This window comes from Burkholderia sp. Bp9142, from assembly GCF_003853415.1.
Taxonomy (GTDB): domain Bacteria; phylum Pseudomonadota; class Gammaproteobacteria; order Burkholderiales; family Burkholderiaceae; genus Burkholderia.
On record NZ_QTPP01000001.1, the window covers coordinates 393,640 to 408,576 of the forward strand.

A 14,937-nucleotide genomic window follows, 5' to 3' on the forward strand; every position below is an offset into this window, starting at 1 on the left:
CCCCCCTTCAGAGTCCGCCATGTACCCGACCGACACCGTGCAGTCCCCGAGCGCCGCCCGGCCGCTCGCCGACCGGCAGCTTCGCCGGATCGTCATCGCCTCCGTCGCCGGCAACGCGATGGAATGGTATGACTTTTTCGTGTACGGCACGGCCGCCGCGCTGGTGTTCGGCCACGTGTTCTTTCCGCCCGGCGCCTCGCCGCTCGCGGGCAGCCTCGCCGCGTTCGCGGCGTTCGCGCTCGGCTTCGTCGCGCGGCCGCTCGGCGGCATCGTGTTCGGCCACGTCGGCGACCGCTACGGGCGCAAGGCGTCGCTCGTGTGGACGCTGCTGATCATGGGCGCGTCGACCTTCGCGATCGGCCTGCTGCCGACCTATGCGCAGGCCGGCCTGTGGGCGCCCGCGGCGCTCGTCGCGCTGCGGCTGCTGCAGGGCATCGCGTCCGGCGGCGAATGGGGCGGTGGCGTGCTGATGATCAGCGAAAACGCGCCGCCCGAACAGCGCGGCTATTACGCCGCCTGGAGCCAGCTCGGCGTCGGCGGCGGCTTCGTGCTGTCGTCGGCCGCGTTTCTCGCCGCGCAGGCGCTGCCCGACGACGCGTTCCGCACCTGGGGCTGGCGGCTGCCGTTCCTCGCGAGCATCGCGATCTTCGCGATCGGCATCTATATCCGCCGCCACCTGCCGGAAAGCCGGGACTACGAGCAGGCCGGCAAGCGCGGCGCGCACACGCATCTGCCGATCGTCGAATGCATCCGCCGCCATCCGAAGGAAATCCTGCTCGCGATGGGGCTGCGCGTCGCCGAAAACGGCGGCGCCTACATCTTCCTCGCGTTCTCGCTCGTCTACGGCAAATACGTCGGCATCCCGAACGGCGTGATGCTGACCGGCGTGATGATCGCGATGGTCGTCGAAATGGGCGCGATGCTCGCGTGGGGCCGGCTGTCCGACCGGATCGGCCGCAAGCCCGTGTACCTGATCGGCGCGCTGAGCCTCGTCGCATGCGCTTTCCCGTTCTTCTGGCTGCTCGACACGCGCGCGACGCCGCTGGTGTGGCTCGCGCTGACGGTCGGCACGGCGGTGAGCCACGGTGCGATGATCGGCACGCTGCCCGCGCTGGTCGGCGAGCTGTTCAGCACCGAGGTGCGCTATTCGGGCGTCGCGCTCGGGCACGAAGTCGCGTCGATCTTCGCGGGCGGGATGTCGCCGCTGATCGCGACCGCGCTGCTCGCGCGCTATCACGCATCGTGGCCCGTGTCGCTGTTCCTCGTGCTGCTCGGCGCGATCACCATCGCGACGCTGTGCGTGATGCGCGAGACGCGTGTCGCGCGCGCCGGTGACTCGCACGGCGACGCGACGTGAAAGTGCGGCGCGCGCTCGCGCGGGCCGGACAATGCGCAGCCGCCGGCGGTCGGCGACGCGGCGACGCGCTACGCATCGCCGGCACGCCCCCCTACCCGCGCCCGCGCCGCGACGGCTACGTGCCGGATGCCCGCCGCGCGCTGTCGAACACCGGCGCCAGCCCCAGATGATCGAGCAGCCGCGCGAACTCGCCGAGCCGCTGCCGCATGTACGCCGGCACATCGACCTGCGCATAGTCATGGAACCCGGCGCCCGTGCGCACGCCGTCGCGCCCTGCCTCCGTGTTGCGCACGACGCTGTCGGCCGGCGCGAAACGCGGGCCGATCTCGCCGGCGAGGTACGTCGACGCGTAGTACAGGATGTCGCAACCGCCCCAGTCGATGAACTCGAGCAGCCCGAGCACCGCGAAGCGCGGGCCGAAGCCGGTGCGGATCGCCGTGTCGATGTCCTCCGCGCTCGCGACGCCCTCCTCGACCATGCGCGCGGCCTCGTTCATCGCGAGCGCCTGGATGCGCGGCACGATATAGCCGGGCGCCGGCCCGCAGATCACCGGCTTCTTGCCGACGCGTTCGAGCAGCGCGGCCAGTGTGTCGACGACCCGCTGATCGGTCGCACCGCTGCGGCTGATCTCGACGAGCGGCATCAGCAGCGCCGGGTTCAGCCAGTGCGCGTTCAGCATCCGTTCGGGATGCTCGACATGGCGCTGCAACTCGGTGACGACGAAGGTCGACGTCGTCGACGCCATCGTTGCGCGCGCATCGACATGCGCGCCGAGCCAGCGCAGCGCGTCGATCTTCGTGTCGAGCACTTCGGGCAGCGCTTCGAACACGATGCCGGCGTCGCGCACCGCATCCGCCGCATCGTCGCGCGGCACCAGCGCGATGCGCGCGACGACGGCCTCGGCCTGCGCGGCATCGATGCGGCCGAGCGCGACCTGCGCGTGCAGCGGCCGCAGGATCTCGCCGCGCGTGCGATTCTCGAAGGCTCGCCATCCCTGCGCGTCGCGCGGCTTGAAGTCGATCAGCGTCACGTAGAGACCCGCGAACGCAAAGACGAGCGCGATCCCCTGCCCCATGCGTCCCGCGCCGAGCACGTGCACCTGCGTCACGTCGGTGGCGGCCGTCATGCGGCGTACCCCGCATCCAGCAGCGCGCGCATCGCGCCGCGCGACCGGTCGGCAAGGCCGAGCCCGTCCAGCGTGCGCCCTTGCGCATACAGGTCGCGGCCGGTGACCGCCGACGCGACGCTCAGCAGCCCTTGCGCGACCGGTGTCGGCACGTTGGCCCAGCGCCCGCACGACACGATGAACGACAGCCCGAGCCGGGTGTCCTCGAGCATGTAGCGATGCGTGCGCAAATCGATCTTCTCGCGCCAGTCGCCGCTGTCGGTCAGCTTCCCGTGCGCGCCGCGCCCGTACATCCATTCGTCGCCGTCGGCCGCGTAGTGGTCCGCGAGCGGGAAATGCGGCGCGCGGTAGCCGAGCGCCTCGCGCACCGCGATGCGCTCGGCGTCGAGCGCGTTCGTCACGCGGCGGATCGACGGTTGCGTGCCTTCGTTGTGGATGTCCCACGCGTCGAAGTGCTCGAGCGGCCCGGCATTCATCAGGATCAGCGGCGGATGGATCACCGGGCCCGCGTTCATCAGCGCGCCGGACAGTGCGTCCTCGACCGGCTCGACCGACGGGTAGCCCGCGCGCAGCACGTCGAACGCCCAGCCGGCCGCGTTCGCGGGAAACACGCCGGTCGGCAGGCGCGTCGCATACGCACTGACCACGACCGCGTTGTCGCCGTGCTTGCGCACCAGGTAAGGCAACGTGCCCGTCTCGGCGAACGCGACGCGCGCCCGGTTGCCGGCGTCGGCCGCCGCGCGCGCGAACACGACGCTGCCGAACGTGCCGGGCGGCAGGAACACGACCTGGCCGTCCTCGAGCAGCGGCGCGACCTGCGCGGCGAGCGTGTCGTGCGAGATGGCCGGCAGCGGCACCACGACGAGCCGCGCACCGCGCAGCGCGGCCGCGAGATCGTCGGTCAGGCGGATCGCGCCGGACGCATCGCCGAGCGGCACCGCGCGCTTGCCGCGATAGTCGGTCACGTGCAACGCGCCGAGCTCGCGCAGCCGCGCATGCGGTTCGCGGTCGCGCCGCCACCACGTCACGTCGTGGCCCTTCTCGAACAGGTCGATCGCGGCCGCATGGCAGCCGTGGCCGCCGCCCAGTACACATACCTTCATCGTTGTCTCCCGGTGAGTGAGTGTTTCCGAGACTACGCGGCGGCGCGCGGCGCGTCGCTTCGAAACGCGCAACGGCACGCCCATTCGCGCAACACAATCGCGGCGATGCGTACGGCGCCGCGCCAACCCATCCGACACGAGGCCACCGCATGGATATCGCCCTTTCCCGACATGCGCCGAACCGGCTCGGCACGCTGCATGCGCCCGACGAAGTCGAACGGGCGGTCGCGCACCGGCTCGGGCCGCACCGGATGGCCGCGCATGGCCGCGATCCGTTTCATGCGGAACTGTACGAGGTGCCGCTGCATCACGGCGCGCTGCTCGAGCTCTGCTACGGCCGCGAAACGCGCATCGACTTCGGCGACGATGCCGATCACTTCCTGTTCCGGCTGACGCTGTCGGGCGCGTGCGAGCTGCAGGCCGGACATGGGGTTGCGCGCGCCGGGCCGGGCGAGCTGACCGTGTCGTCGCCCGCCCTCGCAAGCCGCCTGAGCACGAGCCCCGATTGCCGCAACCTGGTGCTGCGGCTCGAACGCGGCGCGCTCGAACGCAAGCTGCAGGACATGCTGCACGCGACGCTCACGCGGCCGCTGCACTTCGATCCCGCCGCCGGCGGCAACGGCGCGGGCGCCGCGCTCGTGCCGCCGACCTTCGAATACCTTTGCCGGCTCGGCGCGCAGCCGGGCATCGGCGCATCGGCGACGACGTTCGGCGCCGATCTCACCGCGTGGCTGATGTCGCTGCTGCTCACGCACCTGCCGCATTCGTACAGCGACGCGCTGGCGCGCGGTACGCCGCCGCTGCCGGCGCACGTGCGCCGCGCCTGCGACCACGTCGGCGCGCACCTGGGCGAACCGCTCGCGCTCACTGCACTGGCGGCCGTCGCGGGCGTCGCGCCGCGCACGCTGCAGCACGCGTTTCGCGCGTTCCTGAACACCACGCCGGCCGCCTACGTGCGCGAGCGCCGGCTGGCCGCGGTGCACGCCGCGCTGCAACGCGGCGACGCACGCAGCGTGACCGACGTGCTGATCGCGCACGGCATTCATGGCTTCGGCCATTTCGCGAAGGCCTATGCGCGGCGTTACGGCCACGCGCCTTCAGTCACCGCGAGACAAGCACGATGACGCACGCCGCCACCGGCCGGCCGCCGGCCCGCCACGAACCCGCGCCGCACGAGGCGGACGCGCCCGACGGCCTGCGCGTGCAGGACCTCGACCTGAACCTGTTGAAGACGTTTCGCGCGGTCTATACGGAACGGCACGTCGGCCGCGCGGCGTTGCGGCTCGGCGTCACGCAGCCGTCGGTCAGCTACGCGCTCGGCCGATTGCGGCTGATGTTCCGCGACGCGCTGTTCGTGCGCACCGGCACCGGCGTCGAGCCGACGCCGCGCGCGCGGCGGCTCGCGGTATCGGTCGACAAGGCGCTCGCGATCCTGCAGGACGTGCTCGACGAAGGCTCGCGCTTCGCGCCGGACAGCACGCAGCGCGTGTTCCGGCTGCACATGAGCGATTTCGCGGCGAGCGCGTTCCTGCCGACGCTGCTCGCGGCATTCGACCGGCGCGCGCCGGGCGCGGTGATCGAGACACTGCATGTCGACGAATGCCAGCTCAACGTCGCGCTCGAGTCGGGCCGCATCGACTTCGCGCTCGGGCATTTCGCGGACGCGTCGAGCCACTTCCAGCGCACCGCGCTGCTGCACGAGCGCTGCGTGCTGCTGACGCCGCGCCGCACCGCGCAGCGCGTCGCGCTGCCCGACGATTTCGTGCTGGACGGCGACGCGCCGGACACGCTGCGCTTCGTCGCGGTGACCACGCATCCGCAGTCGATGCAATTGCTGGCGCGGCACGGACTGATGCCGCGCGTGCGGGCGGCGCTGCCCGATTTCATGGTGGTGCCGGCGCTGCTCGAACATGGCGACTACGCGCTGATCCTGCCGGAGACGATCGCGATCACGTTCGCGGCGCGGCAGCCGTGCGCGCTGTACGAGATCGCCGGAGCCGGCGAATGGGCCGTCAATGCGTACTGGCACCGGCGCTTCGACGCGGACCCCGGCCATCGCTGGCTGCGTGCGCTGCTGCTGGAGTTGTTCGATATCGGCCGGCAGGCGCCGTTCGACGCATGGCTCGCGCCGCAGCCGCCCGCCTGCGCGTAGCGGCGCGGGCGGGCATGGGCCACCCTCGGCGGTCAGAACGCCGTGAGGATGCCCGCGACGATCGAGCTGGCGGTCGCACCGGGCTTGGCGACCGCGACGCCGCCGCCCGCCGCGCCATTGACGACGAAGCGCGCATGCGCGCCGTTGCGCACCATCGCGGCGCCCGTGTACAGCACCGTGCGCTTCGACAGCGGATAGTCGAAGCGGATGCCGTACGAATCGGCGTTGCCGTCGCTGTCGGCGACCTTCCGGTAATGGCCGATGCTCAGCAGCAGCGATGCGCGTCCGATCGGCACCGTCGCGCTGAGTTCCATCGTGTCGCTGTGCGGATACGCGCTCTGGCTGTCGATCGCGGCCGCGACGTCGGGGCCGCCGCGATGCCGCATGTACAGCGCGGCGATCTTCACGACGTTGAAGTCGTACGAGATCGCGCCGAGCGTGTAGTTGCCGTTCGCGGCCGTGCTCGCTGCGCCGAGCGTCGATGCGGCGACCGGGCTGAACTTCTGCTGCATGGTGTCGACGTCGACGGACAACCCGCCGCGCACGTAGTTGAGCCCCGCGCCGTATGTGTCGCCGAGCGTCGCCGGCTGGCCGGCCGCGCCGTTGGTGCCGCGCGTGGCCATCGCGCGCAGCATGAAGCCCGCATAGCGCGGCGACGTGTAGCGCATCGCGTTGCGCACGCGCAGGAACGCGGGGCCGACGAAGTTGTTGGTCGCGTTGCCCCACGCGAGGCCCGCGCCGAGCCCGGGCAGGCTGTACGTGACGAGCGTGGTGTGCAGGATCGTGTAGAGCTCGCCGAACTGCACGCCGCCGAACGGCCCGGTGATGCCGACCCACGCCTCGCGGCCGAACAGCGCGCTGCCGTTCGACAGCGCGCCGCTCGCCGCGTTGAAACCGTCCTCGAGCTTGAAGATCGCCGCGTAGCCGCCGCCGAGATCCTCGACGCCCTTCAGCCCCCACTGCGTCGCCCACAGGTTGCCGCTGCCCATGTGGGTCACGTGGTTCGGCCCGGCGTTCGCGTATTCGATCGCGGTATCGATGCGGCCGTAGAGCGTCACGCTCGATTGCGCGACAGCCGGCAGCGATGCGCATGCCAGGAGCGCCGCAACCAGCGTGGCAAGCGGTACGGCGAGCCGGTCGGCCCGCCCGTTCGGATGGTTCATCTTGGTCGTCCCGTGGAAGTTCCGGCGCCCGTCGGCATCGCGCCGTTTGACATGAAGCGCGTTCGACTGCGGATGCGAGCGCTGCCGATCAAAAACGGGCCGAGTCTAGGAACGACAATTTCGGACGTCGACGCAATGCGCTCTATAACGCTTATAGACGCGCCGCATGATGCGCGCGCGCCCCGCCGCACGTGCGCCGCGCGGCGGCCCGCGCGCACGGCCTCGGTGTTTTCTTTATCCGGGTCGGTAAATGTCCGTGTGGCGCGGCTGTCACTCCGGCTATGGCGGCCGAATTTGGCCGACTACGCTGCGTCTCCGATCGTGTCACCCGCACGCTTTCGCGCCGCGACGGCACCCGGCCCGCGAGGCCCACGCCGCGCCTCCCCACCGCCCGCTCCTGGAGAATCCGCATGTCCGCACCCATGTCCCGCGCTGCCGACGGCAAGCGCTATACGTACGAATGGTATGTCGTCGTCATCTGCATGCTCGCGTATGTCTTTTCGTTCGTCGATCGTCAGGTGCTCGTCCTGATGATCGAACCGATCAAGCGCGACCTGCACCTGAGCGACACGCAGTTCAGCCTGCTGAACGGCTTCGCGTTCTCGCTGTTCTACGCGGTGATGGGGCTGCCCGTCGCCTACCTCGCCGATCGCTACGCGCGCCCGCGGATCATCTCGCTCGGCATCGCGCTGTGGAGCGTCGCGACCGCCGCATGCGGGCTCAGCCAGCAGTTCGTGCAGATGTTCGTCGCGCGGATGGGCGTCGGCGTCGGCGAGGCCGCGCTGTCGCCCGGCGCGTATTCGATGCTCGCCGACTATTTCCCGAAGGAGAAGCTCGGCCGCGCGATCGCCGTGTATTCGCTCGGCTCGTTCATCGGCGGCGGCGTCGCGTTCCTGATCGGCGGCTACGTGATCGCGCTGCTCAAGCACGCGAGCGCGTTCACGCTGCCGGTCGTCGGGCAGGTGCATGCGTGGCAGGTGACGTTCCTGATCGTCGGGCTGCCGGGGATTCTCGTCGCGCTGCTGTTCGCCGCGACCGTGCGCGACCCGCAGCGCAAGGGGCTCGCGCAGGACCGCTCGGGCGCCGTGCGGCGCGTGTCGATGCGCGATTCGCTGCGCTTCGTCGGCACGCATCGCGCGACCTTCGCATGCCACTACCTCGGCTTCTCGTTCTATGCGATGACGCTGTACTGCCTGCTGAGCTGGACGCCCGCGTTCTATATCCGCCGCTTCGGGATGACGGCCGTCGAGGCCGGCTATACGCTCGGCATCGTGCTGCTCGTCGCGAATACCGCCGGCGTGTTCTGCGGCGGCTGGCTCAACGACTGGCTGCTGCGCCGCGGCCGCACCGATGCGCCGATGCGCGCCGGCGCGATCGGCGCCGCGTGCATGGTGATTCCCGCGACGCTGTTCACGCAGCTCGACAGCCTGCCCGCGTCGCTCGCGGTGCTGGTCGTCGCGATGTTCTTCGCGTCGTTCCCGATGCCGACGTCGACCGCCGCGATGCAGACGCTCGCGCCAAACCAGATGCGCGCGCAGATCTCCGCGCTGTTCCTGCTCGTGTCGAACCTGATCGCGCTCGGGATCGGCACGACCGTCGTCGCGCTGTTCACCGATCGCGTGTTCGGCGCGCCGGCGGCGGTCGGCCATTCGATGTCGATCGTCAACGTCGCGGCGGCCACGCTCGCCGCGCTGCTGCTGGCCGCCGGATGCCGGCAGTACCGCCGCAGTCTCGACCGCGAGCGCGGCCCTGCGGCGGCGGCGGTGAATGCGGCCGTCGACGGCGGCAACGCGGTCGCCGCACGCTGACCGGCGACGCTCGGGCCACCGACCATCATCCATCCCGCTGATTCAGATATCGCTTTTTAATCGATTTGATTTATGTGATGCCCCTCCCTATTCTCGCTTGCATGACGGCGCGGTATCCGCCGCGCCGGTTTTCTCCCCACCCACGGAACACCCCATGCAAGCGAACCGCCACCAGGTCCGGATCGACGCGCTGATCGACGCGGCGCAGGACATCCGCTGTTTCCGGGTCTCGCGCGTCGACGGCCAGCCGTTCGACGCGTACGAGCCGGGCGCCCATATCGACGTCACCGCGCCGTCCGGCGTCACGCGGCAATACTCGCTGTGCGGCCGCCCCGACGAGCGCGGCAGCTATCTGTTCGCGGTGAAGAAGGAAGCGCGGTCGCGCGGCGGCTCGCGCTCGCTGCACGACGACGTGCGCGTCGGCGCCGAGTTGTCGATCGGCGCGCCGCGCAACCTGTTTCGTCTGACGGATGACGCGAGCGAGCACGTGCTGGTCGCGGCCGGGATCGGCATCACGCCGCTGCTGTCGATGGCGTATGCGCTCGCGCAGCGCGGCGCGCGCTACCGGTTGCACTACTTCGCGCGCAGCCGCGAACACGCGGCCTTCGTCGACGAGCTGTCGGCCGAACCGTTCGCGTCGCACGTGACATTCCATTACGGGATCGAGCCCGACTCGCTGGCGGCACAACTCGGCCGCTGCGTCGCGTCGATCGATGCCCACGCCCATGTATACACGTGCGGCCCCGGCCCGTTCATGGATGCGGTCGTCGCGGCAGCGGCAACGCGGATTCCCGAGGACGCGATTCATCTCGAACGCTTCGCGGCGGAACCGGCCGGGGCCGATGCCGCCATGGATGCGGCCCCGGCGGAAGGCTTCGAAGTGCGCCTGCGGCGCAGCGGCCAATCGGTGCGCGTCGCGCCCGACACGTCGATCGTCGACGCGCTCGCGCGCATCGGCATCGAGGTCGATACGTCATGCGGCGAAGGCGTGTGCGGCACCTGCATGGTGCCGGTGCTCGACGGCGAGCCCGATCATCGCGACCACTGTCTCAGCAAGGCCGAGCGCGCGAGCAACACGGTGATCTGCTGCTGCGTGTCGCGAGCGCGTTCGGCGGTGCTCGTCCTCGATCTCTGATGCGCTGACGGGCTGACGTGTTGCCGCGCTGATGCGCTGGCAAGCCGGTGCGCCGATCTACCGATGCGCCGCTTCACTGGCGGTTGAGGCACAGGCACGGTGCCGGCGAAACGCCTGAGCCCTACGCAGCGCGCCGCCCGGCCGTCACGCGTCGAAATGCTCGACGATCTCGCCAAGCAGCGCGCGCATCCACGCGATCCCCTCGTCCTCGTGAAAGTGCTCGTGCCAGTGCATCGTGACCGGCGCGGGCGGCAGCGTCACCGGCAGGTCGTACAGCCGGAACGCATTGTCGCGGTTCAGGATTCGCGCGAGCCGCTTCGGCAGCGTCGCATAGAGATCGGTGACCGACAGCACGCTCGGCAGCGCGACGAAGTGCGGCACTTCGAGCGCGATGTTGCGGCCCACGCCCTGCGCGCGCAACGCATCGTCGAGCGCGTGGTGACTGTGCTCGACCGACTTCACGTTGACGTGCGCGGCGCGCACGAACTGCTCGAGGCTCAGCGCCGCGCCGGCCGGCAACCCGCGCCGGCGGCCCGTCATGCACACGTAGGTTTCCTCGAACAGCACCTGGTGGCGCGTGCGCGGCATCAGCTCCGGCAGGTTGCCGATCGCGAAGTCCAGCCGGCTCGCGCGCAGCGCTTCCTCGATCTCCTCCACCGGCAGCGGCTGCACGCTCAGCGTCACGCGCGGTGCGCGCTCGCGCAGCGCCTGGCAGATCGCCGGCAGGTACGCCATCTCGCCCGCGTCCGACAGCGACAGCCGGAACGTGCGCGTGCTCGACGCCGGATCGAAGCGCTCCGCATAGCGCAGCGCGATGCGCACCATGTCGAGCGCCTTGCCGACGATCCCGGCGAGTTCGAGCGCGACCGGCGTCGGCTGCATCCCCGCGCGCGTGCGCACGAACAGCGGATCGTCGAACAGCGTGCGCAGCCGTCCGAGCGAATAGCTGACGGCCGGCTGCGACAGCGCGAGCCGCTCGCCGGCCTTGGTCAGGCTGCGTTCCTCGACGATCGCCTGGAACACCCGCAACAGGTTCAGATCGAGATGATCGACCGATGTCATCGTGACCTCCATCATTTGCCGTATTTATTTGATCAGCAATTTTAGATCAATTTGACGGATATATAGCAGCAGACGAGACTGGTCTCCCGACGCCGCGCACGGCGCGGCCCGATTTCGCGACTCTTTCCCCACGACGACGATGAGCGACATTCCCTACCAGACGATCGACACCCGCGCGCTGCACGGCTTCGCGCAGCCCGACCGCATCGCGCCCGCGATGTATCACGACCCCGCGCTGTTCGAGGCCGAGCTCGACCGCATCTTCTACCGCACCTGGATCTGGGTCGCGCACGAGAGCGAGCTGCCGAACCCGGGCGACTTCATCACGACGACGATCGGCCGCCAGCCGGTGATCGTCGTGCGCGACAAGACCGGCGAGATCAACGTGCTGCAGAACCGCTGCCGCCATCGCGGCGCGACCGTGTGCGAAACGCACAAGGGCAACGCGAAGGGCTTCACGTGCCCGTATCACAGCTGGTCGTACGCGCTCGACGGCACGCTGCGCGCGCTGCCGTACGGCGACGGCTACGAAGGCGTGTGCGAGAAGGGCGACCTGCCGCTCGTGAAGCTGCGCGTCGGCGTGTACCAGGGGCTGATCTTCGCGAGCTTCGACGACGCCATCGAACCGCTCGAGGATTTCCTCGGCGGCGCGAAGCCGTGGATCGACCTGTTCATGAAGCAGGGCGCCGGCTACCCGATCAAGGCGAACGGCGAGCACAAGTTCAGGTTCAAGGGCAACTGGAAGATCCAGCTCGAGAACACGACGGACCTCTATCACTTCCCGGTCGTGCACAAGTCGTGGATGAAGTCGATCGACGACGAGACGGCCGCCGCGATCACGAGCTTCATGACGAGCGAGGACGCGTTCTGCCGCGCGCTCGGCAACGGCCACAGCCTCGCGGTGCTGATGCCGGAGCTGATCGATCTCGACGCAGACGACGGCGCGCCGCTGCCCGAGCGCTTCGCGCCGCTCGCGGCAAAGCTCGCCGAGCGCCACACGCCGGAAGCAGTGCGCCGCATCGTGCGCTCGCTGATGGGCGTCGGCTTCAACCTGAACCTGTTCCCGAACCTCGCGCTGTCGATGGCGTTCTTCCGCGTGCTGCGGCCGATCTCCGCGAACGAAACCGAGATCCGTCACGTCGCGCTCGCGATGGACGGCGGCCCGGACGAAGCGAACCGCGAGCGGCTGCGCATCCACGAGCATTTCCAGGGCCCGTTCGGCTTCGGCAGCCCGGACGACGCGGAAGCGTGGGAGCGCGTGCAGCGCGGCGCGCATGCGGGCCCCGACGTGCCGATCCTCGTGAACCGCGGGCTGAACCGCGAGACGACCGCCGCGAACGGCGAAAAGACCGCGCATGCGACCGACGAGACCGGCATGCGCGAGGCCTACCAGCAATGGCGCAAGATGATGGAGCAACAGTGATGGACGACCGCAACGCCCTCTTTTCCGAGCAGACCTTCGCCCGCGCGGTCGAATTCGTGTGGCGCGAAGCCGAGATGCTCGACCGCCGCGACTATCGCGCATGGCTCGACCTGTGGGACCCGGCCGGTCACTACGTGGTGCCGATCGATCCCGATGCGACCGACTTCGCGGCGACGCTGAACTACGTGTTCGACGACCGGGACATGCGCGAGAAGCGCGTGCAGCGGATGCTGTCCGGTTACTCGGCATCGGCGTCCGACGCGGCGCGCACGGTGCGCACCGTGTCGCGCTTCACGCTGGAAAGCAGCAGCGCCGGGATCGTCGAGCTGAAATCCGCGCAGGTCGTCGTCGCGTACAAGCGCGGCGTCGCGACGCTGTTCGCGGCCGACGTCACGCACCGGCTGCACGTCGATGCGGACGGCGAGATGCGGATCGCGGAGAAGGTCGTACGCCTGATCGATTCGACCGAAGCGCTCAGCGCGATCGGCTTCCTGCTGTAAGCGGCCGCCGGTTCGCCGCCGAATCCGCAACGGTGAACCGGTCACCTTCACCTTTCCGGACGACCATGCCCACACTCGAAGTTTTCCTGCCGGCGGGCCATGACGACGCGCGCAAGGCCGAGCTGATCGCGCGGCTCAGCGACGCGACCGTCGACGCGATCGGCGCGCCGATCGAATCGGTGCGCGTGCTGCTCACCGAATTGCCCGCGACCCATATCGGCCTCGGCGGGCGCACGGCCGCCGACGGCGCGCCGCCGTCGCTGCCGGTGATCGTCGCGATCCTGATCGCCGGCCGCACCGATGCGCAGAAACGCGCGCTGATCGCCGCGCTGTCCGACGCTGCCGCGAACGGGCTCGATGCGCCCGTGCAGGCGACGCGCGTGATGATCAAGGACATCCCGAACACCGACTTCGGGATCGGCGGCCGGACCGCGCGGGCGCTGGGGCGCTGATCGTGCCTCGCGCGTCGCCGCCCTGCCGTGACGCACGCGATGCACGTGACGCCGCGCAGCGGCTACGCCTGCACGCCGGCGAGCGGCAGCGTCACGCGGCAGTCGAGCCCGCCGCCTTCGGCCGGGCTCGCGCCGATGCGGCCGCCGTGACGCGTGACGATGCTCTTGCACAGCGACAGCCCGATCCCGTTGCCGCCGGCCTTCGACGACGAGAAGCCGTCGAACAGCCGGTCGTGCGCGCCTTCGGCGATACCCGGCCCGTTGTCGATCGCGCGCAGCTCCGCCTGCCCGCCGACGTTCGCGGTCCCGAGCGTCAGCGTGCACGGCGCGCGCTCGCAGCCGGCGAACGCCTCGATCGCGTTGAAGGCGAGGTTGAGGATCACCTGCCCGATCAGCACGCGCTCGCAGCGGATCGGCAGCGGCGCATCGGCCTGCACGATCGCGACCGTCACGCCCGCTTCCTTCGCACGCAGCTCGATGAAGTACGCGACGTCGGCGAGGATCTCGCGCAGGTCGGCGAGCGCGACGACCGGCTCGCGCTTCACGATGAACTCGCGCACGCTCTTGATGATCAGCGCCGCATGCTCGGCCTGCCGGTCCGCGCTGCGCAGCCCCCAGATCGCATCGTCGACGGCGCCGCGCGTGTTCAGCCGCCGCACCGCGCCCTCGATGAAGTTGCGCACGGCCGCGAGCGGCTGGCTCAGCTCGTGCGCGATCACGCTCGCCATCTCGCCCATCGCGTTGTAGCGGCCCGCGTATTCGAGCATCCGTGCCTCCGCGCGCCGCGCGTCCTCGATCGCGACTTCGTCGCTCACGTCGCGAAACTGCACGAGCAGCCCGTCGAGATCGCCTTCGATCTCGACCTGCCGGCACAGGATGCGCAGCCAGCACGTCGAACCGTCGCGCCGCACGATCCGGTAACGCTGCGGCTCGGACGGGCACGCGGACGGCGCATCGCGCAGCTGCGCGACGAGCCGGTCGCGGTCGGCCGCGCTGCAATAGTCGAGCACCTCGCCGAGCGCTTCGTCCGGCGCGAGCCCGAGCACGCGACGGCCCGACTCGCTGATGAACTGCACGCCGCCGTGCGGCGTCACGACCGCGATGCCTTCGTCGAGATCCTGCATGAACTCGCGCAGCCGCGCCTCGTAGCGGCGCAGTTGCTGGCGGACCGCCTCTTCCGCGCTGATGTCGCGGAACTGCACCATCACGACGTCGCGCCCGCGCAGCGGCACGTAGGTCGCGGTGGCCTCGGACAGCATGTCGACGCCCGTACGCGATCGATAGCACCACTCGTACACCTGCGGCCCGTCGACGAGCGCACGATCCCATGCGCTCACCGCGATCTCGCGCTGGTATTTCGGTTCGGGGCGCGTCATGTCCGGCGCCTTCAGCGGCAGCAGTTCCTCGACGGAAAAGCCGAGCGCGATGCACGCGGCGCGATTCGCCCACACGATCGCCTTCGTCTGCGCATCGTGCAGCAGCACGCAGGTCGTCAATGCGTCGAGCAGCCGGTGGAAATCGTCTTCGTCGGGGAAACTCATGATCGGATCCGGAGGAAGGCGCGCGGGATCACGCGGCCGGAAACCCAACATAGCACCGGCGCGCGCCGATCGCATCTGAAGATTTCTTTAGTCCGGCACGGAGCGACACCAGTCA

General features: G+C 70.0%; 13 protein-coding genes. 8 read left to right on the forward strand and 5 right to left on the reverse strand.

Going from position 1 to position 14,937, the window contains the following annotated elements:
* Positions 1-19 precede the first annotated feature (19 nt).
* Positions 20-1,357, forward strand: coding sequence for an MFS transporter (locus DIE22_RS01805; protein WP_124604263.1), 1,338 nt, complete (start codon positions 20-22; stop codon positions 1,355-1,357).
* Between the two features lie 115 nt (positions 1,358-1,472).
* Here the strand turns inward: DIE22_RS01805 and DIE22_RS01810 are convergent, their stop codons facing one another.
* Together DIE22_RS01810 and DIE22_RS01815 are read right to left on the reverse strand one after the other, a co-directional pair.
* Entirely contained in the window at positions 1,473-2,483 is a 1,011-nt protein-coding gene (locus DIE22_RS01810; RefSeq protein ID WP_124501441.1) for a 3-hydroxybutyryl-CoA dehydrogenase, read from the reverse strand.
* Complete coding sequence (locus DIE22_RS01815; protein WP_124604265.1) at positions 2,480-3,586, reverse strand: NAD/NADP-dependent octopine/nopaline dehydrogenase family protein; 1,107 nt, start codon at positions 3,584-3,586, stop codon at positions 2,480-2,482. The genes DIE22_RS01810 and DIE22_RS01815 overlap by 4 nt, the downstream gene beginning before the upstream one ends.
* A gap of 149 nt (positions 3,587-3,735) precedes the next feature.
* Here DIE22_RS01815 and DIE22_RS01820 point away from each other — a divergent pair, with 149 nt between their 5' ends.
* Positions 3,736-4,710 carry an AraC family transcriptional regulator gene (locus tag DIE22_RS01820; RefSeq protein WP_124501439.1) on the forward strand — a complete coding sequence of 325 codons (975 nt, stop codon included), beginning with the start codon at positions 3,736-3,738 and terminating at the stop codon, positions 4,708-4,710.
* Positions 4,707-5,738: a LysR family transcriptional regulator gene (locus DIE22_RS01825; RefSeq protein WP_124604267.1), complete on the forward strand. Its 1,032-nt coding sequence runs from the start codon at positions 4,707-4,709 to the stop codon at positions 5,736-5,738. The genes DIE22_RS01820 and DIE22_RS01825 overlap by 4 nt, the downstream gene beginning before the upstream one ends.
* 32 nt (positions 5,739-5,770) lie before the next feature.
* Here DIE22_RS01825 and DIE22_RS01830 read toward each other — a convergent pair whose 3' ends face one another.
* On the reverse strand, positions 5,771-6,901 hold the full coding sequence (locus DIE22_RS01830; protein ID WP_124604269.1) for a porin: 1,131 nt from the start codon (positions 6,899-6,901) through the stop codon (positions 5,771-5,773).
* Positions 6,902-7,311: 410 nt separating this feature from the next.
* On the opposite strand from DIE22_RS01830, the gene DIE22_RS01835 reads away from it, so the two are divergent.
* Together DIE22_RS01835 and DIE22_RS01840 are read left to right on the forward strand one after the other, a co-directional pair.
* Entirely contained in the window at positions 7,312-8,709 is a 1,398-nt protein-coding gene (locus DIE22_RS01835) for an MFS transporter (RefSeq protein ID WP_124501436.1), read from the forward strand.
* 154 nt (positions 8,710-8,863) lie between these two features.
* Positions 8,864-9,844, forward strand: coding sequence for a PDR/VanB family oxidoreductase (locus tag DIE22_RS01840; protein ID WP_124501435.1), 981 nt, complete (start codon positions 8,864-8,866; stop codon positions 9,842-9,844).
* Between the two features lie 144 nt (positions 9,845-9,988).
* Here the strand turns inward: DIE22_RS01840 and DIE22_RS01845 are convergent, their stop codons facing one another.
* A complete protein-coding gene (locus tag DIE22_RS01845) occupies positions 9,989-10,906 on the reverse strand; it encodes a LysR family transcriptional regulator (protein ID WP_124501434.1) in 918 nt (305 codons plus the stop codon).
* 139 nt (positions 10,907-11,045) lie between these two features.
* Between DIE22_RS01845 and DIE22_RS01850 the strand changes: the two genes are divergently transcribed.
* From DIE22_RS01850 to DIE22_RS01860, 3 genes are all read left to right on the forward strand, one after another.
* Positions 11,046-12,329, forward strand: a complete 1,284-nt coding sequence (locus tag DIE22_RS01850) for a Rieske 2Fe-2S domain-containing protein (RefSeq protein ID WP_124501433.1) — start codon at positions 11,046-11,048, stop codon at positions 12,327-12,329.
* The gene (locus DIE22_RS01855; protein WP_124501432.1) at positions 12,326-12,829 is read left to right on the forward strand and encodes an aromatic-ring-hydroxylating dioxygenase subunit beta; all 504 of its coding nucleotides are present in this window, start codon (positions 12,326-12,328) and stop codon (positions 12,827-12,829) included. The genes DIE22_RS01850 and DIE22_RS01855 overlap by 4 nt, the downstream gene beginning before the upstream one ends.
* A gap of 65 nt (positions 12,830-12,894) precedes the next feature.
* Positions 12,895-13,281, forward strand: coding sequence for a tautomerase family protein (locus DIE22_RS01860; protein ID WP_124501431.1), 387 nt, complete (start codon positions 12,895-12,897; stop codon positions 13,279-13,281).
* 62 nt (positions 13,282-13,343) lie between these two features.
* Here DIE22_RS01860 and DIE22_RS01865 read toward each other — a convergent pair whose 3' ends face one another.
* Positions 13,344-14,897 carry an ATP-binding protein gene (locus DIE22_RS01865; protein ID WP_124604271.1) on the reverse strand — a complete coding sequence of 518 codons (1,554 nt, stop codon included), beginning with the start codon at positions 14,895-14,897 and terminating at the stop codon, positions 13,344-13,346.
* Between the last annotated feature and the right edge of the window lie 40 nt (positions 14,898-14,937).

Coding starts and splice junctions, on each gene's coding strand:
- DIE22_RS01805 (WP_124604263.1), top strand. CDS start 20: ATGTACCCGACCGACACCGTGCAGTCCCCGAGCGCCGCCCGGCCGCTC.
- DIE22_RS01810 (WP_124501441.1), bottom strand. CDS start 2,483: ATGACGGCCGCCACCGACGTGACGCAGGTGCACGTGCTCGGCGCGGGA.
- DIE22_RS01815 (WP_124604265.1), bottom strand. CDS start 3,586: ATGAAGGTATGTGTACTGGGCGGCGGCCACGGCTGCCATGCGGCCGCG.
- DIE22_RS01820 (WP_124501439.1), top strand. CDS start 3,736: ATGGATATCGCCCTTTCCCGACATGCGCCGAACCGGCTCGGCACGCTG.
- DIE22_RS01825 (WP_124604267.1), top strand. CDS start 4,707: ATGACGCACGCCGCCACCGGCCGGCCGCCGGCCCGCCACGAACCCGCG.
- DIE22_RS01830 (WP_124604269.1), bottom strand. CDS start 6,901: ATGAACCATCCGAACGGGCGGGCCGACCGGCTCGCCGTACCGCTTGCC.
- DIE22_RS01835 (WP_124501436.1), top strand. CDS start 7,312: ATGTCCGCACCCATGTCCCGCGCTGCCGACGGCAAGCGCTATACGTAC.
- DIE22_RS01840 (WP_124501435.1), top strand. CDS start 8,864: ATGCAAGCGAACCGCCACCAGGTCCGGATCGACGCGCTGATCGACGCG.
- DIE22_RS01845 (WP_124501434.1), bottom strand. CDS start 10,906: ATGACATCGGTCGATCATCTCGATCTGAACCTGTTGCGGGTGTTCCAG.
- DIE22_RS01850 (WP_124501433.1), top strand. CDS start 11,046: ATGAGCGACATTCCCTACCAGACGATCGACACCCGCGCGCTGCACGGC.
- DIE22_RS01860 (WP_124501431.1), top strand. CDS start 12,895: ATGCCCACACTCGAAGTTTTCCTGCCGGCGGGCCATGACGACGCGCGC.
- DIE22_RS01865 (WP_124604271.1), bottom strand. CDS start 14,897: ATGCGATCGGCGCGCGCCGGTGCTATGTTGGGTTTCCGGCCGCGTGAT.